24 protein-coding genes and 1 pseudogene are annotated in these 24,544 nt (G+C 62.5%); 14 read left to right on the plus strand and 11 right to left on the minus strand.

Features of this window, described 5'->3' with window-relative positions; genetic code table 11:
- The first annotated feature begins 203 nt into the window (after positions 1-203).
- The 8 genes from mreB (at position 204) to tldD (ending at position 11,368) form a co-directional block, all read left to right on the plus strand.
- Positions 204-1,241 carry a rod shape-determining protein MreB gene (mreB, locus tag L9B60_RS16350; RefSeq protein ID WP_008371426.1) on the plus strand — a complete coding sequence of 346 codons (1,038 nt, stop codon included), beginning with the start codon at positions 204-206 and terminating at the stop codon, positions 1,239-1,241.
- A gap of 173 nt (positions 1,242-1,414) precedes the next feature.
- Positions 1,415-2,485 carry a rod shape-determining protein MreC gene (gene mreC / locus L9B60_RS16355; protein ID WP_249671687.1) on the plus strand — a complete coding sequence of 357 codons (1,071 nt, stop codon included), beginning with the start codon at positions 1,415-1,417 and terminating at the stop codon, positions 2,483-2,485.
- Positions 2,485-2,973 carry a rod shape-determining protein MreD gene (gene mreD / locus L9B60_RS16360; protein WP_249671688.1) on the plus strand — a complete coding sequence of 163 codons (489 nt, stop codon included), beginning with the start codon at positions 2,485-2,487 and terminating at the stop codon, positions 2,971-2,973. The genes mreC and mreD overlap by 1 nt, the downstream gene beginning before the upstream one ends.
- Before the next feature lie 52 nt (positions 2,974-3,025).
- Complete coding sequence (locus L9B60_RS16365; protein WP_249671689.1) at positions 3,026-3,631, plus strand: Maf family protein; 606 nt, start codon at positions 3,026-3,028, stop codon at positions 3,629-3,631.
- Positions 3,632-3,722: 91 nt separating this feature from the next.
- The gene (gene rng, locus L9B60_RS16370) at positions 3,723-5,180 is read left to right on the plus strand and encodes a ribonuclease G (RefSeq protein WP_249671690.1); all 1,458 of its coding nucleotides are present in this window, start codon (positions 3,723-3,725) and stop codon (positions 5,178-5,180) included.
- 64 nt (positions 5,181-5,244) lie between these two features.
- Positions 5,245-9,048 carry a YhdP family protein gene (locus tag L9B60_RS16375; RefSeq protein WP_249671691.1) on the plus strand — a complete coding sequence of 1,268 codons (3,804 nt, stop codon included), beginning with the start codon at positions 5,245-5,247 and terminating at the stop codon, positions 9,046-9,048.
- Between the two features lie 23 nt (positions 9,049-9,071).
- Positions 9,072-9,923 (plus strand): carbon-nitrogen hydrolase family protein, encoded by an 852-nt coding sequence (locus L9B60_RS16380; RefSeq protein WP_249671692.1) that lies wholly within the window; start codon positions 9,072-9,074, stop codon positions 9,921-9,923.
- Between the two features lie 2 nt (positions 9,924-9,925).
- A complete protein-coding gene (gene tldD, locus L9B60_RS16385) occupies positions 9,926-11,368 on the plus strand; it encodes a metalloprotease TldD (protein WP_249671693.1) in 1,443 nt (480 codons plus the stop codon).
- A 79-nt stretch (positions 11,369-11,447) separates the two neighbouring features.
- On the opposite strand, the pseudogene yjgA reads toward tldD, so the two are convergent.
- Positions 11,448-11,970, minus strand: a pseudogene (gene yjgA, locus L9B60_RS16390) (ribosome biogenesis factor YjgA).
- Positions 11,971-12,078: 108 nt separating this feature from the next.
- On the opposite strand from yjgA, the gene pmbA reads away from it, so the two are divergent.
- The 6 genes from pmbA to L9B60_RS16420 all read left to right on the plus strand — a co-directional run bounded on the left by pmbA (position 12,079) and on the right by L9B60_RS16420 (position 17,353).
- Complete coding sequence (gene pmbA, locus L9B60_RS16395) at positions 12,079-13,425, plus strand: metalloprotease PmbA (protein ID WP_249671694.1); 1,347 nt, start codon at positions 12,079-12,081, stop codon at positions 13,423-13,425.
- 190 nt (positions 13,426-13,615) lie between these two features.
- Positions 13,616-14,011 (plus strand): FagA protein, encoded by a 396-nt coding sequence (locus L9B60_RS16400; RefSeq protein ID WP_249671695.1) that lies wholly within the window; start codon positions 13,616-13,618, stop codon positions 14,009-14,011.
- A complete protein-coding gene (locus tag L9B60_RS16405) occupies positions 14,004-15,380 on the plus strand; it encodes a class II fumarate hydratase (protein ID WP_249671696.1) in 1,377 nt (458 codons plus the stop codon). The genes L9B60_RS16400 and L9B60_RS16405 overlap by 8 nt, the downstream gene beginning before the upstream one ends.
- A gap of 25 nt (positions 15,381-15,405) precedes the next feature.
- The gene (locus tag L9B60_RS16410) at positions 15,406-15,834 is read left to right on the plus strand and encodes a DUF2753 family protein (protein WP_249671697.1); all 429 of its coding nucleotides are present in this window, start codon (positions 15,406-15,408) and stop codon (positions 15,832-15,834) included.
- Positions 15,835-15,836: 2 nt separating this feature from the next.
- Positions 15,837-16,448, plus strand: a complete 612-nt coding sequence (locus L9B60_RS16415; RefSeq protein WP_249671698.1) for a superoxide dismutase — start codon at positions 15,837-15,839, stop codon at positions 16,446-16,448.
- An 11-nt stretch (positions 16,449-16,459) separates the two neighbouring features.
- Complete coding sequence (locus tag L9B60_RS16420) at positions 16,460-17,353, plus strand: ZIP family metal transporter (RefSeq protein ID WP_249679754.1); 894 nt, start codon at positions 16,460-16,462, stop codon at positions 17,351-17,353.
- Positions 17,354-17,425: 72 nt separating this feature from the next.
- On the opposite strand, the gene L9B60_RS16425 is transcribed toward L9B60_RS16420, so the two are convergent.
- The 10 genes from L9B60_RS16425 to L9B60_RS16470 form a co-directional block, all read right to left on the minus strand.
- A complete protein-coding gene (locus L9B60_RS16425) occupies positions 17,426-17,701 on the minus strand; it encodes an HPr family phosphocarrier protein (protein WP_249671699.1) in 276 nt (91 codons plus the stop codon).
- Between the two features lie 16 nt (positions 17,702-17,717).
- On the minus strand, positions 17,718-18,575 hold the full coding sequence (gene rapZ, locus L9B60_RS16430) for an RNase adapter RapZ (protein WP_249671700.1): 858 nt from the start codon (positions 18,573-18,575) through the stop codon (positions 17,718-17,720).
- A gap of 2 nt (positions 18,576-18,577) precedes the next feature.
- Positions 18,578-19,042, minus strand: a complete 465-nt coding sequence (gene ptsN / locus L9B60_RS16435; protein WP_249671701.1) for a PTS IIA-like nitrogen regulatory protein PtsN — start codon at positions 19,040-19,042, stop codon at positions 18,578-18,580.
- 12 nt (positions 19,043-19,054) lie between these two features.
- Positions 19,055-19,363, minus strand: a complete 309-nt coding sequence (gene hpf, locus L9B60_RS16440; RefSeq protein ID WP_249671703.1) for a ribosome hibernation-promoting factor, HPF/YfiA family — start codon at positions 19,361-19,363, stop codon at positions 19,055-19,057.
- A 106-nt stretch (positions 19,364-19,469) separates the two neighbouring features.
- Complete coding sequence (locus L9B60_RS16445; protein WP_249671705.1) at positions 19,470-20,966, minus strand: RNA polymerase factor sigma-54; 1,497 nt, start codon at positions 20,964-20,966, stop codon at positions 19,470-19,472.
- Between the two features lie 202 nt (positions 20,967-21,168).
- A complete protein-coding gene (lptB, locus tag L9B60_RS16450) occupies positions 21,169-21,894 on the minus strand; it encodes an LPS export ABC transporter ATP-binding protein (RefSeq protein ID WP_249671707.1) in 726 nt (241 codons plus the stop codon).
- Complete coding sequence (gene lptA / locus L9B60_RS16455; protein WP_249671709.1) at positions 21,894-22,433, minus strand: lipopolysaccharide transport periplasmic protein LptA; 540 nt, start codon at positions 22,431-22,433, stop codon at positions 21,894-21,896. The genes lptB and lptA overlap by 1 nt, the downstream gene beginning before the upstream one ends.
- Positions 22,420-22,992 (minus strand): LPS export ABC transporter periplasmic protein LptC, encoded by a 573-nt coding sequence (gene lptC, locus L9B60_RS16460; protein WP_249671711.1) that lies wholly within the window; start codon positions 22,990-22,992, stop codon positions 22,420-22,422. The genes lptA and lptC overlap by 14 nt, the downstream gene beginning before the upstream one ends.
- An 8-nt stretch (positions 22,993-23,000) precedes the next feature.
- Positions 23,001-23,525 carry a KdsC family phosphatase gene (locus L9B60_RS16465; RefSeq protein ID WP_249671713.1) on the minus strand — a complete coding sequence of 175 codons (525 nt, stop codon included), beginning with the start codon at positions 23,523-23,525 and terminating at the stop codon, positions 23,001-23,003.
- Positions 23,526-24,500, minus strand: a complete 975-nt coding sequence (locus L9B60_RS16470) for a KpsF/GutQ family sugar-phosphate isomerase (protein WP_249671715.1) — start codon at positions 24,498-24,500, stop codon at positions 23,526-23,528.
- Positions 24,501-24,544 lie beyond the last annotated feature (44 nt).

Here is a 24,544-nt window from a genome sequence, read left to right on the forward strand (position 1 = left end):
CAGCACGGAAAAGCGATATGCAGGAGCCCGTGTGTTAGATTGTCGGAACAGAACGCCAATTCTACGGTCATATGGCCGCAATTGTGTGAGGGCCTGCTCGGAAAAACTGCCAATTTACCATATTGGCGCCTTGCCCAAAATCCCCGCCGTTGTTAGAGTTTGCCGCACTTTTTTACCCACGCGTTGCCTAGGGTCACTTTCCCATGTTCAAGAAACTGCGTGGCATGTTTTCCAGCGATCTTTCCATCGACCTGGGCACTGCCAACACCCTTATTTACGTGCGTGAGCGCGGTATCGTCCTGAATGAACCATCGGTTGTGGCCATTCGGACCCACGGAAATCAGAAAAGTGTCGTCGCGGTCGGTACCGAAGCGAAGCGCATGCTGGGCCGTACTCCGGGCAACATCGCCGCCATTCGTCCGATGAAAGACGGCGTGATCGCCGACTTCAGCGTCTGCGAGAAGATGCTGCAGTACTTCATCAACAAGGTTCACGAGAACAGCTTCCTGCAGCCAAGCCCGCGGGTACTGATCTGCGTGCCATGCAAATCCACCCAGGTGGAGCGCCGGGCCATCCGTGAGTCGGCCCTTGGTGCCGGTGCACGCGAAGTGTTCCTGATCGAAGAGCCAATGGCCGCCGCCATCGGTGCCGGCCTGCCGGTTGAAGAAGCCCGCGGTTCGATGGTGGTCGACATCGGTGGTGGTACCACTGAAATCGCCCTGATCTCCCTGAACGGTGTGGTGTATGCCGAATCCGTTCGTGTGGGCGGCGACCGCTTCGACGAAGCGATCGTGACCTACGTGCGCCGCAACTACGGCAGCCTGATCGGCGAGTCGACGGCCGAGCGCATCAAGCAGGAAATCGGCACCGCCTACCCAGGTGGCGAAGTACGTGAAGTCGACGTGCGCGGCCGTAACCTGGCCGAAGGCGTGCCACGTGCCTTCACCCTGAACTCCAATGAAGTGCTGGAGGCGCTGCAAGAGTCGCTGGCCACCATCGTTCAGGCGGTGAAAAGCGCACTGGAGCAATCGCCTCCGGAACTGGCTTCCGACATCGCCGAGCGTGGCCTGGTGCTGACCGGTGGTGGCGCACTGCTGCGTGACCTGGACAAGCTGCTGGCCCAGGAAACCGGCCTGCCGGTGATCGTTGCCGAAGACCCGCTGACCTGCGTGGCGCGCGGCGGTGGCCGTGCCCTGGAAATGATGGACAAACACACAATGGACCTGCTCTCCAGCGAATAAGCTGGCAAGCTGTCCTACTGGCGGCCCGGTCTGCAGCTTGCGCTGTGGGCCTTGGGCCTGTCATTGTTTTCCGTCAATCTGAACCAGGCCGGTTTGAAGCCGTATGAATGACCACTTGAACATTTGCCTGGGAGGAGCGGCCTATTAAACCGCTTTTCGCCAAGGGCCCCTCATTGGGCGTGCGCCTGCTGGTGCTGGTCGTGCTATCGGTCGCGCTGATGGTCGTCGATGCCCGCTTCACGTTGCTCAAGCCCGTGCGCAGCCAGATGTCGCTGGTGCTGATGGAATCCTATTGGGTGACCGATCTGCCACAGCGCCTGTACCAAGGCGTTGCCAGCCAGTTTGGCAGCCGCACCGAGCTTGTCGCCGAAAACGAAAAACTCAAGACCGAAGCCTTGCTGCTTCAGGGCCGCCTGCAAAAGCTGGCTGCCTTGACCGAGCAGAACGTGCGCCTGCGCGAGTTGCTCAACTCCTCGGCGCTGGTCAACGAGAAAGTCGAAGTGGCCGAGCTGATCGGCATGGACCCCAACCCGTTCTCGCACCGCATCCTGATCAACAAGGGTGAGCGCGACGGCGTGTTCCTTGGCCAGCCGGTGCTCGACGCCCGCGGGCTGATGGGCCAGGTGGTCGAGCTGATGCCGTACACCGCACGCGTGCTGCTGCTCACCGACACCACCCACAGCATTCCGGTGCAGGTCAACCGCAACGGCCTGCGCGCCATTGCCAGTGGTACCGGTAACCCGGAACGCCTGGAACTGCGCCATGTGGCTGACACCGCCGACATCAAGGAGGGCGACCTGTTGGTGAGCTCCGGCTTGGGCCAGCGGTTCCCGGCCGGCTACCCGGTGGCCACGGTGAAGGAAGTGATTCACGACTCCGGTCAGCCGTTCGCCATCGTGCGCGCCGTACCTACGGCTGCGCTGAACCGCAGCCGTTACCTGTTGCTGGTGTTCTCCGATAGCCGTTCTCCCGAGCAACGTGCCACCGAGGCTGCCGAAGCCCAGGAAGCGGCTGACCGCCAGGGCGGCGTGCTGCCTTCGGTGGTGCCGGTGGCACCGGCTGGCTTCCCGGCGGCCGCCATGCCTGCCGCGGCGCCCGCCGGGCACACCAATGCCGCGCCTGCCGGCCACACCAATGCCGCCCCGGCTGCCACCGTGGCACCCGTTGCCACGCCAGCCGCCGCGCCTAAACCGGCAACCGGCCGGCACAGCAGTGCGCCGGCCCCTGCCGCGGAGAGACACTGATGGTAGGCACCCGCGAAAAGAACGGCTGGTTCGTCTGGTTCACTTTCGTCATCGGCCTGCTGCTGAGCGTATCGCCGCTGCCGCAGTTCATGGAAATCCTGCGCCCGCTGTGGCTGGCGCTGTTGCTGGCCTTCTGGTCGTTGGCGTTGCCGCACAAAGTGGGCATGACCACCGCGTTCGTGCTGGGCCTGGCCGAAGACGTGCTGTACGGCACGTTGCTGGGCCAGAACGCGATGATCCTCACGCTGATCACTTTTTTGATCATGTCCCTGGCCCAGCGCATGCGCATGTTCCCCATGTGGCAGCAATGCCTGGTGATTCTGGTGGTTTTCGGCCTGGCCCAACTGGCCCAGTTGTGGCTCAGCGCGCTCACCGGCAACCGCCAACCCACCCTGGCCTTGTTGCTCCCTGCGCTGATGAGCGCCTTGCTCTGGCCGTGGGTCAGCTATGCCTTGCGTGGTCTGCGCCGCCGCCTGAGTATCAATTGAGTCGAGGTCGGGCCGGTGCCCGATCTTCGGCTATCGACAGGGAGAAGTCTTGATGAACCCGCTCTACCTGGCCTCTGGCTCCCCTCGTCGGCGTGAACTGTTGACCCAGATCGGCGTCTCGTTCACCGCCATCAGCGCCTCCATCGATGAAACCCCGCACCCAGGCGAGTTGCCCCAGGCCTACGTCGAGCGCCTGGCGCGCGGCAAGGCCGAGGCTGGCCTGGCCTTGCTCAGCGCCACCGAATCGGCTGCGCCGCTGGTGGTGTTGGGGGCCGATACAGCCGTCATTCTGGATGGCCAGATCCTCGGCAAGCCGTTGGACGAGGCCGATGCCCTGGGCATGCTCGCCGCGCTTTCGGGCCGTGAACACCAGGTGCTGACCGCCATCGCTCTGGTCGACGGCCAACGCTGTGAAGTGCGCAGTGTCAGCAGCCTAGTGCGCTTTCGCCCCATTCTTGGCGAAGAAGCGCGCGCCTACTGGGCCAGCGGCGAGCCCCAGGACAAGGCCGGTAGTTACGCCATCCAGGGCCTTGCTGCTATCTTCGTCGAGAGCCTTGCGGGCAGTTATTCTGCGGTGGTGGGCCTGCCATTGTGCGAAACCGCAGAACTGCTGGGCCGTTTCGGCATACCCTGTTGGCAGAGCCTCAAGGCGCGCTGAGCCGGTACTTGCCTGCAAGGGCCTGACCGTTCGTCGCGCAATGTGTTTCGATGGGCCATTATTACAAGACCACCTTTGACGAGACCCTGCCATGAGTGAAGAGATCCTGATCAACATCACGCCGATGGAATCGCGCGTGGCGGTGGTTGAAAACGGTGTCCTGCAAGAGGTCCACGTCGAACGGACCCAGCGTCGCGGTATCGTCGGCAACATCTACAAAGGCAAGGTGGTGCGGGTGCTGCCAGGCATGCAGGCGGCGTTCATCGACATCGGCCTTGAGCGCGCGGCGTTCATTCATGCTTCGGAAATTTCCCTGCGCGAGGGCTCGGCGGTGGAAACCATCAGTGCCCTGGTGCACGAAGGCCAGAGCCTGGTGGTGCAGGTGACCAAGGACCCGATCGGTTCCAAGGGCGCGCGCCTGACCACCCAGTTGTCGATACCCTCGCGCTACCTGGTGTACATGCCGCGCACCAGCCACGTCGGCATTTCGCTGAAGATCGAAGACGAAGGCGAGCGTGAGCGGCTCAAGCAGGTGGTCAGCGACTGCGTGGCCAAAGAGGGCATCAAGGAGGCCGGTGGCTTCATCCTGCGCACCGCCGCCGAAGGTGCCGGGGCCGATGAGATCCTCATGGACATCCGCTACCTGCGGCGCCTGTGGGATCAGATCGGCGCACAGATCAAGACCGTGGGCGCGCCCACCGAAATCTACGAAGACCTGGGCCTGGCGCTGCGCACCTTGCGCGACTTGGTCAGCCCCAAGATCGAGAAGATCCGCATCGATTCGCGCGAAACCTTCCAGCGCACCACGCAGTTCGTTGCCGAACTGATGCCGGAAATCGCCGATCGCCTGGAGCATTACCCGGGCGAGCGGCCGATCTTCGACCTGTATGGCGTGGAAGACGAGATCCAGCGCGCGCTGGAACGCAAGGTGCCGCTCAAGTCCGGTGGCTACCTGGTGGTGGACCCGGCCGAAGCCATGACCACCATCGACGTCAACACCGGTGCGTTCGTGGGCCACCGCAACCTTGAAGAAACCATCTTCAAGACCAACCTGGAAGCGGCCACGGCCATTGCCCGCCAACTGCGCCTGCGCAACATCGGCGGCATCATCATCATCGACTTCATCGACATGGAAGATGAAGAGCACCAGCGCCAGGTACTGCGTACCCTGGAAAAACAGCTGGAGCGCGATCACGCCAAGACCAACATCATCGGCATCACCGAGTTGGGCCTGGTGCAGATGACCCGCAAGCGCACCCGCGAAAGCCTCGAACAGGTGCTGTGCGAGCCGTGTGCCGGCTGCCAGGGCCGCGGCAAGCTGAAGACCCCGGAAACCATTTGCTACGAAATCTTCCGCGAAATCCTCCGTGAAGCGCGCGCCTACCAGGCCGAAGGCTATAGAGTGCTGGCCAATCAAAAGGTGGTCGACCGCCTGCTGGACGAAGAATCGGGTAACGTGGCAGAGCTTGAAGCCTTTATCGGGCGAACCATTCGGTTCCAGGTTGAGTCCATGTATTCCCAGGAACAATATGATGTGGTGTTGCTCTGAATTTCATTACCCCTGAACGGCACACTGCCAGGGCCAACGCGGCATACGCTGGGAAGTTATCGACATGGAGCGTTTGACGCGTTTTCTAGCCGCGCTCACTCGCTGGGGCCTGGGCCTCTGCGCCTTGTTGCTGGTGCTGGTAGCGTTGTATGTAAGCCTGGGCCGGCAACTGGTGCCCCTGGTGGATCAGTACCGCGCCGACGTCGAGGCCAAGGCTAGCGACGCGCTGGGCATGCCCCTGAGCATCGGCCAGTTGGAAGGGCGTTGGAGCGGCCTGGCGCCGATCCTGCTGGCCCACGACGTGATGATCGGCGAGGGCGCCTCGGCGCTGCGCCTGGACCAGGTGCGCCTGGTGCCCGACCTCTGGGCCAGCCTTAAACAACGCCAAGTACGCATTGCCCACCTGGAACTCAGCGGCCTGCAACTGAGCGTGGAAGAGGGCGAGGACGGCAAGTGGACCCTCAAGGGCCTGCCGGTGCAAACCGATGCGCCCGCCGACCCGGAGCAGATACTCAAGCGCTTGCAACAGGTGGCCAAGCTGTCGGTGCTCGACAGCCAACTGACCCTGGAACCCTTCGACCGTGCCCCGCTGACCCTGACCTATGTGGGCCTGAGCTTGCAGACCGGGGCTACCCGCCAGCGCCTGGACCTGCGCCTGACCCTGCCCGACGGCCAACCGCTGGCCCTGAACCTGCGCACCAAGCTGCGTGCCAGCCAGTGGCGTGATGGCCAGGCCCAGGCTTACATCAGCCTGCCGCAAAGCGACTGGTCGAAATGGCTGCCGCCGCAACTGACCCAACGCTGGAAACTCGACGAGCTCAAGGCCGGCGGCGAAGCCTGGGTGGACTGGAACAAGGGCACCCTGCAAAGTGCCGCCGTGCGCCTGAACGCGCCCACCGTGCGTGGCGCCTATGCGGACCGTAAGTTGAGCACGGTCAACGACCTGGCGCTCAATGCCTGGTTCCAGCGTAACGCCGGTGGCTATGACGTGAGCGTCAACGCCCTGGCCATGACCCTGGGCAAGACCCGTTGGGAAACCCGCGCCCAGGTGAGCGAGCAGGATGCCACCGACAGCACCGCGCAAGGCTGGAAACTGCAAGCCGACCACCTGGACCTGACCCCGATCACCGGGCTGATCGACGCCTGGGTGCCGCTGCCGGACAAAGTAGCCGCCGTGGTAGATGGTTTGAAAGTGACTGGCGGGGTGCGCAACGTGACCCTTGACTACCGCCCGCAGGCCCAGGGTGATCAGCGTTTCGCCTTTGCCGGCAACCTCGACAAGGTCGGCTTCAATGCCTACCACGGCGCGCCTGCCGCCGGCAGCGTGAGCGGTGCCATCAGCGGCGACCTGGGGCAGGGCGAGCTGCGCCTGGCCACCAACGATTTCATGCTGCACCTGGACCCGATCTTCGCCAAGCCCTGGTACTACAAGACTGCCAACGCCCGGCTGACCTGGAAGCTCGACGCGCAGGGCTTCACGCTGGTCGCGCCGTACCTCAAGGTGCTGGGTGACGAAGGCCAGGTGGCCGGCGACTTCCTGATCCGCCTGCCGTTCGATCACGCCGTGGAGCCCTATATGGACTTGCGCGTGGGCCTGGTCAACGGCGATGGCCGCTATACCCCCAAGTATTTGCCTGCAGTGCTGAGCCCGGCGGTGGATGAATGGCTGCGCACGGCGATTTTGCAAGGCAAGGTCGACGAAGGCTATTTCCAGTACCAGGGCTCGTTGGCCCACGATGCGCCTGATCATTCGCGCAGCATCAGCCTGTTTTTCAAGGTGCGTGACGCGCAGCTGGCGTTCCAGCCCGGCTGGCCGCACCTGACCGGCGTGGATGGCGACGTGTTTATCCAGGACGGCGGCGTGCGCATCGAGGCCAGCAAAGGCCAGATCCTCAACACCCAGGTGCGTGATGTCGAGGTCACCGTGCCCCACGTGCCCGCAGGCGAACACTCGCACCTGTACGTGGACGGCAACTTCGACGGCACCCTGGGTGATGGCATCAAGATCCTCCAGGACGCGCCCATCGGCACCGGGCCAATCTTTGCCGGCTGGGAAGGCGCAGGCCCGCTGGGCGGCAAGCTCAAGCTCGATATCCCGCTGGTGCACGGCCAGCAACCCAAGGTGGTGGTGGACTTCAAGACCGCCGACGCCACCTTGAAACTCAAGGAGCCGGCGCTGGACCTGAGCAAGCTCAAGGGTGACTTCCGCTTCGACTACGACAAGGGCTTGAGTGGGCAGGGCATCAGTGCCCAGGCCTTCGACCGCCCGGTAACCGCGCAGATCTTCGCCGAGGGCAAGCCCGGCACGCCGTTGACCCGCATCACCGCCAAGGGCCAGATCGCCTTGCAACGCCTGACCGACTGGTTGCAGGTCAAGCAAACCTTGCCCGCCAGCGGCGACATCCCCTACGACCTGCAGGTGAGCCTGGGTGGCACCAGCCAGTTGAGCATCAACTCCGACCTCAAGGGCTTGGCCGTGGACTTGCCGGCACCGTTTGGCAAGGCTGCCGGCGACAGCCGCGCCACCACCTTCAAGATGAACCTGCAGGGCGCGGAAAAACGCATTGACGTGACCTACGCCGACCTTGCCAGCCTGGCCTATGCCGCGCCTGGCAATAACCTGGCCGATGGCCGTGGCGACCTGGTGCTGGGCCAGGGCGCGGTGCAGTTGCCCGACGGCAAGGGCCTGCGGGTGCGCGGCAAGCTCGACAGCCTTGACCTGGACCCCTGGAAGCAACAGGTAGACAAGTACGCCGGCGATGACCCGGGCGGCAGCGCCAAGCAACTGCTCAACAGCATCGACCTGAAGGTCGGCCAGGTGAAGGGCTTTGGCTTGACCCTGGACCAGGCCAACCTGCTGTTGAGCCGTTCGGCGACGGCCTGGACCCTGGCCGTCGACAGCCAGCAGGTCAAAGGTACGGCCGGCCTGCCCGACGCCAAAGGCGTGCCCATCACCGTCAACCTGCGTGAAGTGCACCTGCCGCCGGCCGACCCCAACGCCGCGGTCATCGAGAACGCGCCCGACCCGTTGGCCGACGTCGACCCGCGCAAGATCCCGGCGGTGGACGTGACCATTCTCAAGCTGTACCAGGGCAGCGACCTGATTGGCGGCTGGTCGCTCAAAGTGCGGCCGACCGCCAAGGGCATCGCCCTGAACAACCTCGATTTAGGCCTCAAGGGCATCCAGTTGCAGGGCAGCGCCGGTTGGGAGGGCGCGCCAGGGGCCACCAACAGTTGGTACAAAGGCCGCTTGGAGGGCAAGAACCTGGGTGACGTGCTCAAGGCATGGGGTTTTGCCCCGAACGTGACCAGTGAAGACTTCCACCTCAACGTGGATGGCAACTGGCCGGGTTCGCCCGCCTGGATCGCGCTCAAGCGTTTCTCAGGCTCCCTGGACGCCACCCTCAACCGCGGGCAGTTCGTCGAAGTGGGTGGCGCGCAGGCGCTGCGGGTGTTTGGCCTGTTGAACTTCAACTCCATCGGCCGGCGCCTGCGCCTGGACTTCTCCGACCTGTTTGGCAAAGGCCTGGGCTACGATCAGGTCAAGGGCCTGCTGGTGGCCAGCAACGGCGTGTACGTGACCCGCGAGCCAATCACCATGAACGGCCCATCGAGCAATTTCGAACTCAACGGTACCCTGGACATGGTTGCCGACCAAGTCGACGCCAAGTTGCGGGTCACCTTGCCGGTCACCAACAACCTGCCGATCGCCGCGCTGATCGTCGGCTTCCCGGCCGTGGGCGGGGCACTGTTTCTGGTCGACAAGTTGATCGGCGACCGGGTGTCACGCTTCGCCAGTGTGCAGTACAGCGTCAAAGGCCCGTGGAAAGAGCCTAAGATAACTTTCGACAAGCCCTTCAAGGGCTGACAGCGTGTGCTCAGGAGCGTGAAATGTCCTTTGCGGTGATTCAAATGGTCAGCCAGAGCGACGTGGCGGCCAATCTGGTCCGGGCCCGCGCCTTGCTGGAGCAAGCCGCCGAGGGCGGTGCCAAGCTTGCCGTGCTGCCGGAAAACTTCGCCGCCCTGGGGCGCCGCGACGCCGCCGAATTGGGCCGCGCCGAAGCCGCTGGTCACGGGCCGATCCTGCCGTGGTTGAAACAGACCGCCCGCGACCTCAAGTTATGGATTGTGGCCGGTACTTTGCCGTTGCCGCCCCAAGGCCAGCCTGATGCCAAGGTACATGCCTGCTCGCTGCTGGTCAGCGATACGGGCGAGACGGTGGCGCGCTACGACAAGCTGCACCTGTTTGACGTGGACGTGGCCGATGCCCGTGGGCGCTATCGCGAGTCCGACGACTATGCTCATGGCAAGCACGTGGTAGTGGCCGATACCCCGGTGGGGCGCCTGGGCCTGACGGTGTGTTACGACCTGCGTTTTCCGGAGCTGTACAGCGAGTTGCGCCAGGCTGGCGCCGAATTGATTACCGCGCCTTCGGCCTTTACCGCCGTGACAGGCGCCGCGCACTGGGAGGTACTGATCCGCGCCCGTGCCATCGAAACCCAATGCTATGTACTGGCCGCCGCCCAAGGCGGCATTCATCCAGGGCCGCGTGAAACCTATGGTCACGCGGCCATCGTCGATCCGTGGGGGCGTATCATCGCCGAACAGGATCAAGGCGAAGCCGTGCTGCTGGCCGAACGGGACAGCAGCGAACAGGCGTCCATCCGGGCGCGCATGCCAGTGGTCAGCCACCGGCGCTTTTTCTCGCAGGGCGCACAGCGGCCTGCGTATATCGCGGAGTGAATATGAGCGAGATGTTATCCACCGTCAGCGAACACCTGCTGGCCCCCGGCGGCCTGACCCTGGACAGCCTGCAATCGGTGCTGGGCGAGTTGGCAGGCCCGGGCATCGACGCTGCCGACCTGTATTTCCAGGGGCAGATTTCCGAGTCCTGGGCCTTGGAAGACGGCATCGTCAAGGAAGGCAGTTTCAACCTTGACCAAGGCGTGGGCGTGCGTGCCCAATCCGGCGAGAAAACTGGCTTTGCCTACAGCAACGCCATCACCGAGGACGCGCTGATCCAGGCGGCCCGCGCCGCCCGCTCCATCTCCCGCGCCGGGCAGAACGGCCGCGTGCAGGCGTTTACCAGCCAGGACGTGGCCCAGTTGTACGGCCCGGACAACCCGCTGGACGTGCTGACCCGCGCCGAGAAAGTCGACCTGCTAAAGCGCGTCGACGCCGCCACGCGCCTGCTTGACCCGCGTATCCAGCAGGTCACCGTGAGCATGGCCGGAGTGTGGGAACGCATTTTGGTCGCGGCCGCCGATGGCAGCCTGGCCGCCGATGTGCGGCCGCTGGTGCGTTTCAACGTCAGCGTGATCGTCGAGCAGAACGGCCGTCGCGAGCGCGGTGGCCACGGCGGTGGCGGGCGTACCGACTACCGTTACTTCCTCAGCGACGACCGTGCCATGGGGTATGCCCGCGAAGCACTGCGCCAGGCGCTGGTGAACCTGGAAGCGATTCCGGCGCCGGCCGGCACCTTGCCAGTCGTGCTCGGTTCCGGTTGGTCCGGCGTATTGCTGCACGAAGCCGTGGGCCATGGCCTGGAAGGCGACTTCAACCGCAAGGGCAGTTCGGCCTACAGCGGCCGCATGGGCGAAATGGTTGCCTCCAGCCTGTGCACCATCGTCGATGACGGCACCCTGGCCGGCCGCCGTGGCTCGCTGAGCGTGGACGATGAAGGCACGCCCACCGAGTGCACCACGCTGATCGAGAACGGCGTGCTCAAGGGCTACATGCAAGACAAGCTCAACGCGCGTCTGATGGGCGTGGCCCGCACCGGCAACGGCCGCCGCGAGTCTTACGCGCATTTGCCGATGCCGCGCATGACCAACACCTACATGCGCGCAGGCGAAAGCGACCCGGCGGAAATCATCGCGTCGGTGAAAAAGGGTATCTACTGCGCCAACCTGGGCGGTGGTCAGGTCGACATCACCAGCGGCAAGTTCGTGTTTTCCACCAGCGAAGCCTACCTGATCGAAGACGGCAAGATCACCGTGCCGGTCAAGGGCGCCACACTGATCGGCAATGGCCCTGAAGCCATGAGCCGAGTGTCCATGGTCGGTAACGACCTGAGCCTGGACAGTGGGGTAGGCACGTGCGGCAAGGATGGCCAGTCGGTGCCGGTAGGCGTGGGCCAGCCGACGCTGAAGATCGATGCGATTACCGTGGGCGGTACAGGAGCCTGACGGCAGCGGCGAGCTATAAGCTGCACGCTGCAAGCAGACGTTGGTCAGCTTGCAGCGTGCAGCTCGAGGCTGCTTTCATCTATCTCAGGCCGCGCTGAGTCTCGTCCAGCTCGCGGATGTACTTGAAGATTTTGCGAGTGGCCGCTGGTGGCTTGTTTTGCGCGGTTTCGTGTTGAGCCTGACGGATCAACTGGCGCAAGTGCTGGCGGTCGGCGTCGGGGTATTCACCGACGAATTTTTCCAGCACCTCGTCGGTGCCACTGACCAGGCGATCGCGCCAACGCTCCAGGTTATGGAAACGTTCGTTGTACTGGCGAGTGGAGGCATCGAGTTGGTCGAGCAACACCAGAATCGCCGTTGTGTCCTGATCGCGCATCAGCTTGCCGATGAACAGGATATGCCGTTTGCGGGCAATGTTCGCGGGTGTGCTTGGGCGCGTCGGCCAGCGCTTTGCGCAAGGCGTCGGTCAGGGGCAGTTTGGCCACGATATCGGCCTTGAGCGTTGTCAGGCGCTCGCCCAGATCGACCAGCGCATTCATCTCGCGCTTGACCTGAGTTTTGCTTTTTCCCTCGTCGAGGGAGTCGTCGTAAGAATCAACCATGGGGGCAGTCCGCTAATAAACGCCGCCATGATAACCAGTCGGGGGCCGCTTGTCCGGCCCGGTCGTAGCTTGACCCCCGCGCAAAGCAGATTTTGAGTGGAGAACACTATGAGCGAAGTCCAAACCGTGGGTCCGCAGGCCTTGCCGGCACTGCAGGAACAGGTCGAGCAGATTATCGCCGAAGCCCGCCGCCAGGGCGCTAGCGCCTGTGAAGTGGCAGTGTCCCTGGAGCAGGGCCTGTCCACCTCGGTGCGCCAGCGTGAAGTGGAGACGGTGGAGTTCAACCGCGACCAGGGCTTTGGCATCACCTTGTACGTGGGCCAGCGAAAAGGCTCGGCCAGCACCTCGGCCACCGGCCCCGACGCCATTCGTGAAACAGTGGCCGCGGCCTTGGCCATTGCCAAGCATACTTCCGAAGACGAGGCTTCGGGCCTGGCCGACGCTGCGCTGATGGCCACCGAGCAGCCGGATTTCGACCTGTACCACGCCTGGGACATCAGCCCGGAGCGGGCCATCGAACTGGCCCTGGAGTGCGAAGCCGCCGCCTTTGACGCTGACAAACGGATCAAGAACGCCGACGGCACTACCCTGAGCAGTCACCAGGGCTGCCGTATCTATGGCAACAGCAACGGTTTCGTCGGTGGTTATGCGTCCACCCGCCACAGCCTGAGTTGCGTGATGATCGCCGAGGCCGAAGGCCAGATGCAGCGCGATTACTGGTACGACGTTAACCGTCAGGGCGACCTGCTGACCGATGCTCGCGTTATTGGCCAACGCGCCGCGATGCGCGCTGCCAGCCGCCTGGGCGCACGCCCGGTACCGACCTGCGAAGTACCGGTGCTGTTCAGCGCGGAACTGGCTGGTGGTCTGTTTGGCAGTTTCCTGTCGGCGGTGTCTGGCGGCAACCTGTACCGCAAGTCCTCGTTTTTGGAAGGCGCCATGGGCCAGACCCTGTTCCCCGAGTGGTTGACCCTGGATGAGCGCCCGCATCTGATGCGCGCCATGGGCAGTGCGTCGTTCGACGGTGACGGCCTGGCCACCTATGCCAAACCGTTCGTCGAAAACGGCCGGTTGGTGTCCTACGTGCTGGGTACCTATTCGGGCCGCAAGCTGGGCATGCCGAGCACCGCCAACTCGGGCGGCGTGCACAACCTGTTCGTCACCCATGGCGACGAAGACCAGGCCGCATTGCTGCGCCGCATGGGGCGCGGCCTGCTGGTGACCGAGCTGATGGGCCAAGGCCTGAACATGGTCACCGGCGACTATTCGCGCGGTGCTGCAGGCTTCTGGGTAGAAAATGGCGAAATCCAATTCCCGGTCCAGGAAGTGACCATTGCCGGCAACATGAAGGACATGTTCAAGCAGATCGTCGCGGTGGGCAACGATCTGGAACTGCGCAGCAACGTGCGCACCGGCTCGGTATTGATCGAGAAGATGACCGTGGCGGGTAGTTGATCGTCGCCCTGGTCACCCTGTAGGGAGCGGCAGTCCGGCGCCCCGGTTTGTCCGCAAAAAAACGCCACGGTGCTTTAGACACACTGCGGCGTTTTTTTTCGCGGATAAATCCGCTCCTACAAGTCCGTGCTCTTGTTTTGATTCTCGTTTCCATTTAATAATAAATATCATTATCGAAATAGGTGCGTCGATGAAGCCTGCCGTGCAAGAGCTGCCTTATCTGGAAAACTGGCGTTGGTTGAGCCGCCAGATACGGTGTGCGTTGTCACCCGACGAGCCGCGCCTGATCGAACATTACTTGGCCGAAGGCCGCTACCTGGCGCGATTCACGCCCACTTGCGACTGGACGGTGGCGCGCACCTCGTTCCGTTTGCTGCTCAATACCGCCACCGATCCGGCATTGCCTTGGCATTGGCGCTGCCAGTGCCTGGACCAAGCCTATCGCCCCTTGCGCGAGATGCGCCAGGCCGCGCGCACCCCCGAACAGCTTCACCAATGGCACCAGCATGGCCGCGAGCTTGCGGTGTGCGAGCTGCTGCCATCGATTTCTCTCACTGAACTGCTGCAAGGATATTCCGATGAGTAATACCCGTATCGAGCGTGACAGCATGGGCGAACTGCAAGTGCCGGAGGCGGCGCTGTACGGTGCCCAGACTCAACGCGCGGTGAACAACTTCCCCATCAGCCACCAGCCGATGCCGCGCCAGTTCATTCGCGCGCTGGTGCTGGCCAAGGCTGCGGCCGCCAAGGCCAACGTCGAGCTTGGGCAGATCAGCGCAGCGCAAGGGCAGGCCATCGTCGCCGCCACCGAGCAACTGCTGGCCGGTGACTTTATCCAACACTTTCCGGTGGACATCTACCAGACCGGCTCCGGCACCAGTTCCAACATGAACGCCAACGAAGTGATCGCGACCCTGGCCAGCCGCCAGTCGGGCGAGGCCATCAACCCCAACGATCACGTCAACTGTGGCCAGAGCAGCAACGACATCATCCCCACCACCATCCACGTCAGCGCCGCATTGGCCCTGCACGAGCACCTGTTGCCAGCATTGCAGCACCTGGTGCAGGTGATCGAGGCCAAGGCCGAGCAGGTGCACCCCTACATCAAGACCGGCCGCACCCACCTGATGGATGCCATGCCGGTGCGCATGAGCCAGGTGCTCAACGGCTGGGCGGCGCAACTGAAGGCCAATGTCGGCCACCTGCAAAACCTGCTGCCGGCCCTGCAGTCCTTGGCCCAGGGCGGTACAGCCGTGGGGACCGGGATCAACGCCCACCCTGAATTTGCCGCGCGCTTCAGCCGGCAGTTGAGCCAAATCACCGGTGTCGAATTCACTCCGGGCGCCAACCTGTTTGCGTTGATTGGTTCGCAAGACACCGCCGTGTCGGTGTCTGGGCAACTGAAGGCCACCGCCGTGTCGCTGATGAAAATCGCCAACGACCTGCGTTGGATGAACTCCGGCCCCCTGGCCGGCCTCGGTGAGATCGAGCTGGAAGGCCTGCAGCCGGGCTCCTCGATCATGCCCGGCAAGGTCAACCCGGTGATCCCGGAAGCCACTGCCATGGTTGCAGCCCAGGTGATCGGCAACGACGCGACCATCGTGGTGGCGGGGCAGTCGGGCAATTTCGAGCTGAACGTGATGTTGCCGATCATCGCCCAAAACCTGCTTGGCAGCATCGAGCTGATGGCCAATGCCAGCCGCTTATTGGCGGACAAGGCGATCGCCACCTTCAAGGTCAACCAGGCCAAATTGCAGGAAGCGTTGTCGCGCAACCCGATCCTGGTGACTGCGCTCAACCCCATCATTGGCTACCAAAAAGCCGCCGAGATTGCCAAGCAGGCCTACAAGGAAGGCCGGCCGATCATCGACGTGGCTCTTGAAAACACCGAGCTTTCACGTACCCAGCTGCAAGTGCTGCTGGACCCGGAAAAGCTCACCGCAGGCGGCATCTGACAGCCTTACGGCTTTGGAGGCAAACATGCAGCACTGGAAACGCACCATCGAGATGGCCAACCGCTGTTTCAACGCCGGCGACTTGATTGACGCCCGCGAGCTGTATTTGCAGGCGCTGGCCCTGGCGCAGGTGTTGTTCGAGCGCTGGGCGGACGTCGACGAAGCCGTGGCGGCCTGCGTCATCAGCCATCACAACCTGGCCGACCTGCATCTGCGCCTGATGCAGCCGGAGGAGAGCGCCGAGTACTTGTGCGCCATTCATCAATACCTGTTGCAGGCCGCGCAAGACCGGCGCCTGCCGCAGGCCTTGCGCGAGGCCGCGCTGCGCCATAGCAGCAAGACCTACGCCGAGCTGTTGAGCTTTATTGGTGAATACGGCGAATACCCGCGCACCTCGCGCCTGCTGTTCAGCCAGGGAACATCCACGCAAATGGTTCACTACGGAGTTCATTGACCATGCCTTATACCTTGCCTGCCCTGCCTTACGCCTATGACGCGCTGGAACCGCACATCGACGCCAAGACCATGGAGATCCACCACAGCAAGCACCACCAAACGTACATCAATAACCTCAATGCGGCGGTTGATGGCACCGAGTACGCCGAGTGGCCGATCGAGAAGCTGGTGGCCAGCGTCAAGCAACTGCCCGAAAAGCTGCAGCCGGCAGTGATCAACCAGGGCGGCGGGCACGCCAACCATTCGTTGTTCTGGGAGGTGATGTCGGCCCAGGGTGGTGGCCCGGCACAGGGCTCGGTGGCCAAGGCCATCGACGAGCAACTGGGTGGCTTCGAGGCGTTCAAGGAGGCCTTCACCAAGGCTGCGTTGACCCGTTTCGGCAGCGGTTGGGCGTGGCTTAGCGTAACCCCGCAAAAAAAGTTGGTGGTGGAGAGCAGTGGCAACCAGGACAGCCCGCTGATGAACGGCAACACGCCGATCCTCGGCCTGGACGTGTGGGAACACGCCTACTACTTGCAATACCAGAACCGGCGCCCGGAATACATCGGGGCGTTTTATAACGTGGTCAACTGGGCCGAGGTTGAGCGGCGTTACCGGGCTGCCGTGGCGTGAGTCGTCAAATAGTGGGGGCTCAGGCGTTTTCCATTGGTAGCGGGCGCTTGTTGCGCCTGGCCCTGGGCAGCGTATTGACGCTGGCCGGGCTTTCGTTGCTGGCCATACAGGCGTTGGCCTGGCTGGACCTGGACCCACGACTGTTGCGTGCACTGGAGGGTGGTGCCATCGCAGCACTGGGCACCGCGCTTGGCGCGGTACCGGTGCTGGTGATCCGTGGCATGCCGGTGGCCGTGGCCGACACCCTGTTGGGTTTCGGCGCAGGCGTGATGCTGGCGGCCACGGCGTTCTCGCTGATCATCCCAGGCTTGGATGCCGCGCAAACCATTGGGTTTTCCCGCTGGGGCGCCGGTAGCCTGATCAGCTTTGGCATCATGTTCGGGGCGTTCTGCCTGTACCTGGTGGACCGCCAGGTGGCCGGGGTGTCGCCGCAAGTGTTGGTGGGCACCCCGCAACAACCGCCGATCCCAGCACGCATATGGATTTTCGTGTTCGCGATCATTGCCCACAATATTCCCGAAGGCATGGCCATCGGCGTATCGGCCGGCGGCGGCATGCCCGACGCCGACAGCCTGGCCATGGGCATTGCCCTGCAGGATGTGCCAGAGGGTCTGGTGATCGCGCTGATACTGGCTGGCGCCGGCATGTCGCGGTTCAAGGCGTTCCTGGTAGGTGCGGCATCAGGGCTGGTGGAGCCGGTGTTCGCCGTGCTCTGTGCCTGGCTGGTGGGCTTGGCTGAACTGTTGTTGCCCTTGGGCTTGGCCGTGGCGGCGGGGGCAATGCTACTGGTGGTGACCCATGAGATCATCCCCGAGTCGCGCAGCAACGGGCATCACAAGTTGGCGAGCCTGGGGTTGTGCGTGGGCTTTTGCCTTATGATGGTGATGGATACGGCGCTGTCATGATGGGGCGGGGTTGCCGTGGCCCTCACCCCAGCCCCCCTCCCTGCGGGAGAGGGTTGGGGCGAGGGCGATGTTTTATTCGCCTTCGTCGAAGCGGTTATTGATCAACTCGACAATCGCTGCCATCGCTTCGGCCTCTTCGGCCCCCGCAGTACTCAGGTGCACCTGGGTGCCTTTGCCCGCCGCCAGCATCATCACGCCCATAATGCTTTTGCCGTCTACCAGGCTGTCCGGGCTGCGGCCGATACGCACCTGGCAATCGGGAAAGCGGCCAGCCACGCCGACGAATTTGGCGGCTGCCCGGGCGTGCAAGCCAAGCTTGTTGATGATTTCGATTTCACGTGCAGGCATCGCGGTGGGGGTCCTTTCAGCTAAGGTCGCGGTGGCGAACCTGAACATTCTTGAGCGTTTGTTGGAGCGCCTGGCCCAAGCGCTCGGTGAGGTACACCGAGCGGTGGTGGCCGCCCGTGCAGCCAATGGCGATGGTCACGTAGGCGCGGTTGCTGGCGGCAAAGCGCGGCAGCCATTTAAGCAGATAACTGCTGATGTCCTGATACATTTCTTCGACGTCCGGCTGGGCAGCCAGGTATTCAATCACCGGTTGGTCCAGGCCTGAATGGTCGCGCAGTTCTGGCTTCCAGTACGGGTTGGGCAGGCAACGTACGTCGAACACCAGGTCGGCATCCACCGGCATGCCGCGCTTGAAACCGAACGACTCGACCAGGAACGCAGTGCCCGGCTCAGGTTGGTTGAGCAGGCGCAGCTTGATGGCGTCGCGCAGCTGATACAGGTTCAGGTGCGTGGTATTGATTTTCAGGTCGGCCAGGTCCGCAATCGGCCCCAGTAGCGAGGTTTCGACCCGAATGGCTTCGGCCAACGAGCGGTTGGCGCTGCTCAGTGGATGGCGCCGGCGGGTTTCGGAAAAGCGTTTGAGCAGGGTTTCTTCGTCGGCGTCCAGGTACAGCACGTCGCACTGGATGTGCCGACCGCGCACTTCCTCGAGCAACTCGGGGAAGCGGGTCAGGTGGCTGGGCAGGTTGCGCGCATCGATAGACACGGCCACCAGCGGTTGCGCCAGTTCGGTATGGATCAACGCGCGCTCGGCCAGTTCCGGCAGCAACCCGGCAGGCAGGTTGTCGATGCAGTAGTAGCCGTTGTCCTCGAGTACATCCAAGGCTGTGCTTTTACCGGAGCCGGAGCGGCCGCTGACGATGATCAGGCGCATGCTTAGTGACCGTTTTGAACGTCCAGCACGACCTTGTACAAGGCTTCGTTGCTGGCTGCCGAGCGAAGTTTGTCCCGTACGTCCTTCTGGTCCAACATGCTGGCGATTTGCCGTAGCAGTTCCAGGTGCGCATCGGTGGCCGCTTGCGGGACCAGCAGTACGAACAGCAGGTCTACCGGGGCGCCGTCGATGGCATCGAAGTCGATGGGGGCGTCGAGGTGCAGCAGGGCGCTGACCGGCGATTCGCAGCCAGCCAGACGACAATGGGGTATGGCGATGCCGTTGCCGAAACCGGTGGAACCGAGTTTCTCACGGGCAATCAGGGCTTCGTAGACGTCTTGCATCCCAAGCTCGGGTATTTCCCGGGCAATGAGGTTGGCAATTTGTTCGAGCACTTTCTTTTTACTGCCGCCTGGCACGTTCACGAGTGAACGGCCAGGGGTCAGGATGTTTTCAAGTCGGATCATGGGTGGGGAGTGTCAGCGAGCATTCGCGCCTTGCAGCACGCTCTGCTGTTTTTCCTTATGTTTTTTGAGTTGGCGGTCAAGCTTGTCGGTGAGCAGGTCGATGGCCGCATACATGTCGCTATGTTCGGCGTTGGCGACCACTTCACCACCGGGAACGTGCAAGGTGGCTTCGATTTTCTGCAGGAGTTTCTCCACCGTCATCGTCACTTGCACATTGGTGATCTTGTCGAAATGGCGCTCCAATCGGGCGAGCTTCTCGCTGATATAAGTGCGCAAGGGTTCGGTCACATCCAGTTGATGTCCACTGATGTTGACTTGCATACCGCATCTCCTTATTGCTATTGCATAAAGAGGCAGGTGGAACACCTGCCGCAGGAACGCTGCCACACCTCAGGTGCCCACCGGGCAGCGCTTGCGCGCTGCGGGGCTACATCAATCGCTTGCGTTCGCTAGACGGTGCGATCCCGAGGGACTCGCGGTACTTGGCGACGGTGCGACGGGCTACCTGGATGCCTTGTGCCTCCAGTAAACCAGCGATCTTGCTGTCACTCAACGGCTTTTTCTGATTTTCGGCAGCCACCAGTTTTTTGATGATCGCGCGGATCGCCGTGGACGAGCATTCGCCGCCCTCGGAGGTGCTCACGTGGCTTGAGAAAAAATATTTCAGCTCATAAATACCACGCGGGGTATGCATGTACTTTTGCGTGGTCACCCGGGAAATCGTCGATTCGTGCATGCCCACCGCTTCGGCGATGTCATGCAGCACCAGCGGTTTCATTGCCTCGTCGCCGTAGTCGAGGAAGCCGCGCTGGTGCTCGACGATTTGCGTGGCCACCTTCATCAGGGTTTCGTTGCGGCTCTGCAGGCTCTTGATGAACCAGCGCGCCTCCTGCAACTGATTGCGCATGAAGGTGTTGTCGGCGCTGGTGTCGGCGCGGCGCACAAAGCCTGCGTACTGCGGGTTGACCCGCAGGCGTGGCACCGACTCCTGGTTCAGCTCTACCAGCCAGCGGTCGTTGTCCTTGCGCACGATCACGTCGGGCACCACGTACTCGGCCTCGCTGGACTCGATCTGCGAGCCGGGGCGCGGGTTCAGGCTTTGCACCAGCTCGATCACCTGGCGCAGCTCGTCTTCCTTGATCTTCATGCGGCGCATCAGCTGACCGTAGTCGCGGCTGCCCAGCAGGTCGATGAAGTCGGTGACCAGGCGCTGGGCCTCGGCCAGCCAGCGGGTCTTGGCAGGCAATTGGCGCAGTTGCAGCAACAGGCACTCGCTCAGATCGCGGGCGCCGATGCCAGCGGGCTCGAATTGCTGGATGCGGTGCAGTACGGCCTCGATTTCGTCGAGCTCGATGTCCAGTTCCGGGTCGAACGAGTCGCAGATCTCCTGCAACGTCTCGTCCAGGTAGCCCTGGTTGTTGATGCAGTCGATCAGCGTCACGGCGATCAGCCGGTCGGTATCGGACATCGGCGCCAGGTTCAATTGCCACAGCAGATGGCTCTGCAAGCTCTCGCCGGCGGAGGTGCGGGTGGTGAAGTCCCACTCGTCGTCATCGTTGCTGGGCAGGCTGCTGGCGCTGGTCTGGTAGATGTCTTCCCAGGCCGTGTCGACAGGTAGCTCATTGGGAATGCGGTCGTTCCACTCGCCGTCTTCCAGGTTGTCGACCGTCGGTGCGGTGGTTTCCTGAAAGCTGGGTTCCTGAATTTCAGGCGTGGTTTTCTGCTCGATGTTATCGGCCAGCGGGTCGCTGTTGTCGAAGTCTTCGCCTTCTTCCTGGCGTTCGAGCATGGGATTGGATTCCAGCGCTTCCTGGATTTCCTGTTGAAGGTCCAGGGTGGATAGCTGGAGGAGGCGTATGGCCTGTTGCAACTGCGGTGTCATCGTCAGTTGCTGGCCCATTCTCAGGACTAGCGATGGTTTCATGGCAGGGGCTTAACACCTTGTTCGCCGGCGCGATGCGCCATCCACTACACAACACCTGGGTTAACCCAGGCGCTCGGCTGTTGTCATAAGCAAATTATATGCCTGAAGTTGCAGTGTTTGCCTAGAGCGAGGCGGTAATTAAAAACCTTGCGATTTTCAAAAGCCGGCCTCCTCAAAGGCGCCCCAGCCCAAATGCCACCCTTTACAGGCGGAATTCGTGGCCGAGGTAGACTTCTTTAACCAGATCGTTGGCCAGGATGGTCTCGGCATCGCCTTCGGCGATCAGTTGGCCATCGTTGACGATGTAAGCGGTTTCGCAGATATCCAGGGTTTCACGGACGTTGTGGTCGGTGATCAGAACGCCAATGCCCTTGGCCTTCAGGTGGTGGATGATCTGCTTGATGTCGCCCACGGAAATAGGGTCGACACCGGCGAAGGGTTCGTCGAGCAGGATGAACTTGGGCGCGGTGGCCAGTGCCCGGGCGATTTCCACACGGCGACGCTCACCACCGGACAGGCTCATGCCCAGGTTGTCGCGGATGTGGGTGATGTGGAACTCCTGCAGCAGGCTTTCCAGTTCCTTGACGCGCCCGGCCTTGTCCAGCTCCTTGCGCGTTTCCAGGATGGCCATGATGTTGTCGGCCACCGAAAGCTTGCGAAAGATCGAGGCTTCTTGCGGCAGGTAGCCGATACCGGAACGGGCGCGGCCGTGCATCGGCTGGTGGCTCACGTCCAGGTCGTCGATCAGCACGCGGCCCTGGTCGGCCTGCACCAGGCCCACGATCATGTAGAAGCAGGTGGTCTTGCCGGCGCCGTTGGGGCCCAGCAAACCTACGATCTGGCCACTTTCAATGGACAGGCTGACGTCACGCACCACTTGCCGGCTTTTATAAGCCTTGGCCAGGTGCTGGGCTTTCAGGGTTGCCATTATTTTTTCTGCTCATCGGTTTTGCTTTTCGGCTGGATAACCATGTCGATCCGCGGACGTGGGGCGGTGACCTTGGTGCCGTTGGCACGGCCGGCGTTTACCACTTGCTTGACGGTGTCGTAGACGATTTTTTCGCCTTCGGAGGTGTTGCCGTCGTTGATGACCTTGGCCTTGTCGATCAGCACGATGCGGTTTTGCGCCGAAAAGTACTGGATGGTCACGCCGTAGGCCTGCACGATCGGTTTGTCGATCGCCGGCTTCTGCTCGTAATAGGCCAGGTTGCCGACCGAGGTGAACACGTCGACGTCGCCCTGTGCGTTGCGGGTGATGGTCACGGTGTTGCCAGTGATTTTCATCGTGCCCTGGGTAATGATCACATTGCCCTTGTAGGTCGCGACGCCTTGCTTGTCATCGATCTGTGCGTCATCGGACTGAATATGAATAGGCTGATCGCGGTCAGTCGGCAGTGCCCAGGCGCTCGCGCTTCCCAGTGCTGCGCCCAGGCTGAGCAAATAAGGAAGGGTTTTAACGAGCCTCATACAGTCCTCTTACGTTGGACAGCAGGTTCATCCGGCTGTCTTGCAAATACGCTTTCATTCCCACGCCTGTCGTGACGCCACCGGCGCCGTCAATTCTAACGGCTTGATCGGTCTGCGCATATTGCTTCTGAGGGAATACAGTCATGCGAGTAGTGGTAATAATCGTCTGGCGGTTCTTTTCGTCGACCCGCGCCACGCGCACCGAGTCGATCAGTTCCACCTGGGTGCCGTCCGGGTTGACCTCGCCGCGCTTGCTGGTGACGTGCCACGGGAAGGCTGCGCCACGGTACAGGTTGACGTCCGGGTTGGTCAGCAGGGTGACCTGGCTGGCTTGCAAATGCTCGACCTTGTCGCTGGTCATGTCATATTGCAGCTTGCCATCGGGCATGAACTGCTTGCTGTGGGCATTGGTTGCATAATAATCGATCGCGGTTTCGTCGACGGCCGTCTTGGGCTGGTCGAGGAAGGTTTCCGGGCTGATGTTCCAGTAGCCGACCGCGGCGAAAATCGCCGCCACGACCAACAGCAACACGATGTTGCGTAATTTTCTGCTCGACATGGGGTGCTCTACAAATAAGCGGCGAGGGCCGCATCGAGGTTGCCTTGGGCGCGAAGGATCAACTCGCAGAATTCTCGGGCCGCGCCTTCGCCGCCGCGCGCCAGCGTGACGCCATCGGCGTGCTCGCGAACAAAGCCGGCAGCGTTGGCCACGGCCATGCCCAGGCCCACGCGGCGGATCACCGGCAGGTCGGGCAGGTCGTCGCCCAGGTAGGCCACCTGGTCATAGCTTAGGCCGAGTTGGCCAAGAAGCTCGTCCAGGACCACTAATTTGTCTTCGCGGCCTTGGTACAGGTGGGCGATGCCCAGGTTCTTGGCGCGGCGTTCCACTACCGGGGTCTTGCGCCCGCTGATGATCGCGGTGGCCACGCCGGAGTTGATCAACATCTTGATGCCTTGACCGTCCAGGGTGTTGAACGTCTTGAATTCGCTGCCATCTTCCAGGAAATACAGGCGGCCGTCGGTCAGCACGCCGTCTACGTCGAAGATCGCCAGCTTGATGGCCTTGCCGCGTTGCAACAGTTCGTCGTTCATTTACATGACTCCAGCGCGCAGCAGGTCGCCGAGGTTGAACGCGCCGATCGGGCGATCCTGCTCGTCGACCACGATCAGGGCGCCTATCTTGTGGTCTTCCATGATTTTAAGGGCTTCGGCGGCGAGCATGTCCGGGCGGGCGGTCTTGCCGTGCACGGTCATGACTTCGTCGATGGTTGCCTGGCGCAGGTCCAGGTCGCGGTCCAGGGTGCGGCGCAGGTCGCCGTCGGTGAAGATCCCGGCCAGGCGGCCGTCGGTTTCCAGTACCGCGGTCATGCCCAGGCCCTTGCGGGTCATTTCCATCAGGGCGTTTTTCAGCGGCGTGCCGCGCTGCACCTGGGGCAGTTCGTCACCCGTGTGCATCACGTTTTCCACTTTCAGCAGCAGGCGTCGGCCCAGTGCACCGCCGGGGTGGGAAAACGCAAAGTCCTCGGCCGTGAAGCCGCGGGCTTCCAGCAGCGCGATGGCCAGGGCATCACCCATCACCAGGGCTGCAGTGGTGGAGGAGGTGGGGGCCAGGTTCAGCGGGCAAGCTTCTTGAGCTACGCTGCAATCTAAGTTGACGTCGGCGGCTTTTGCCAGCGGCGAGTCCGGGTTGCCGGTCAGGCTGATCATTTTGATGCCCAGGCGCTTGATCAGCGGCAGCAGGGTGACGATCTCGGCGGTAGAGCCGGAGTTGGACAGTGCGACGATGATGTCGTCGCGGGTGATCATGCCCATGTCGCCGTGGCTGGCTTCGGCCGGGTGCACGAAGAACGAAGTGGTGCCGGTACTCGCCAGTGTCGCGGCGATTTTGTTGCCGATGTGGCCTGATTTACCCATGCCCACCACCACGACGCGGCCCGAGCTTGCCAGGATCATCTCGCAGGCACGCACGAAATCGGCGTCGATATGGGCGAGCAAGCCCTCTACCGCCTCGATTTCGAAGCGGATAGTGCGTTGCGCGGATTGGATCAGGTCGCTGGATTGGCTCATGTCTGAAATCGTGTTGCCTGATGAAAAGGCGGCGATTATAGCCG

It is taken from the genome of Pseudomonas abieticivorans (assembly GCF_023509015.1).
GTDB classification, from domain to species: Bacteria; Pseudomonadota; Gammaproteobacteria; order Pseudomonadales; family Pseudomonadaceae; genus Aquipseudomonas; species Aquipseudomonas abieticivorans.

What these genes read in the sequence shown, in the direction of transcription:
- L9B60_RS16465 (WP_249671713.1), bottom strand. Translation starts at nt 23,525, where the DNA reads ATGAACGACGAACTGTTGCAACGCGGCAAGGCCATCAAGCTGGCGATC.
- L9B60_RS16415 (WP_249671698.1), top strand. Translation starts at nt 15,837, where the DNA reads ATGCCTTATACCTTGCCTGCCCTGCCTTACGCCTATGACGCGCTGGAA.
- L9B60_RS16405 (WP_249671696.1), top strand. Translation starts at nt 14,004, where the DNA reads ATGAGTAATACCCGTATCGAGCGTGACAGCATGGGCGAACTGCAAGTG.
- L9B60_RS16410 (WP_249671697.1), top strand. Translation starts at nt 15,406, where the DNA reads ATGCAGCACTGGAAACGCACCATCGAGATGGCCAACCGCTGTTTCAAC.
- mreD (WP_249671688.1), top strand. Translation starts at nt 2,485, where the DNA reads ATGGTAGGCACCCGCGAAAAGAACGGCTGGTTCGTCTGGTTCACTTTC.
- lptA (WP_249671709.1), bottom strand. Translation starts at nt 22,433, where the DNA reads ATGAGGCTCGTTAAAACCCTTCCTTATTTGCTCAGCCTGGGCGCAGCA.
- L9B60_RS16425 (WP_249671699.1), bottom strand. Translation starts at nt 17,701, where the DNA reads ATGCCTGCACGTGAAATCGAAATCATCAACAAGCTTGGCTTGCACGCC.
- hpf (WP_249671703.1), bottom strand. Translation starts at nt 19,363, where the DNA reads ATGCAAGTCAACATCAGTGGACATCAACTGGATGTGACCGAACCCTTG.
- L9B60_RS16380 (WP_249671692.1), top strand. Translation starts at nt 9,072, where the DNA reads ATGTCCTTTGCGGTGATTCAAATGGTCAGCCAGAGCGACGTGGCGGCC.
- L9B60_RS16445 (WP_249671705.1), bottom strand. Translation starts at nt 20,966, where the DNA reads ATGAAACCATCGCTAGTCCTGAGAATGGGCCAGCAACTGACGATGACA.
- lptB (WP_249671707.1), bottom strand. Translation starts at nt 21,894, where the DNA reads ATGGCAACCCTGAAAGCCCAGCACCTGGCCAAGGCTTATAAAAGCCGG.
- L9B60_RS16375 (WP_249671691.1), top strand. Translation starts at nt 5,245, where the DNA reads ATGGAGCGTTTGACGCGTTTTCTAGCCGCGCTCACTCGCTGGGGCCTG.
- L9B60_RS16365 (WP_249671689.1), top strand. Translation starts at nt 3,026, where the DNA reads ATGAACCCGCTCTACCTGGCCTCTGGCTCCCCTCGTCGGCGTGAACTG.
- pmbA (WP_249671694.1), top strand. Translation starts at nt 12,079, where the DNA reads ATGAGCGAAGTCCAAACCGTGGGTCCGCAGGCCTTGCCGGCACTGCAG.
- rapZ (WP_249671700.1), bottom strand. Translation starts at nt 18,575, where the DNA reads ATGCGCCTGATCATCGTCAGCGGCCGCTCCGGCTCCGGTAAAAGCACA.
- ptsN (WP_249671701.1), bottom strand. Translation starts at nt 19,042, where the DNA reads ATGATCCGACTTGAAAACATCCTGACCCCTGGCCGTTCACTCGTGAAC.
- L9B60_RS16400 (WP_249671695.1), top strand. Translation starts at nt 13,616, where the DNA reads ATGAAGCCTGCCGTGCAAGAGCTGCCTTATCTGGAAAACTGGCGTTGG.
- rng (WP_249671690.1), top strand. Translation starts at nt 3,723, where the DNA reads ATGAGTGAAGAGATCCTGATCAACATCACGCCGATGGAATCGCGCGTG.
- L9B60_RS16470 (WP_249671715.1), bottom strand. Translation starts at nt 24,500, where the DNA reads ATGAGCCAATCCAGCGACCTGATCCAATCCGCGCAACGCACTATCCGC.
- lptC (WP_249671711.1), bottom strand. Translation starts at nt 22,992, where the DNA reads ATGTCGAGCAGAAAATTACGCAACATCGTGTTGCTGTTGGTCGTGGCG.
- tldD (WP_249671693.1), top strand. Translation starts at nt 9,926, where the DNA reads ATGAGCGAGATGTTATCCACCGTCAGCGAACACCTGCTGGCCCCCGGC.
- mreB (WP_008371426.1), top strand. Translation starts at nt 204, where the DNA reads ATGTTCAAGAAACTGCGTGGCATGTTTTCCAGCGATCTTTCCATCGAC.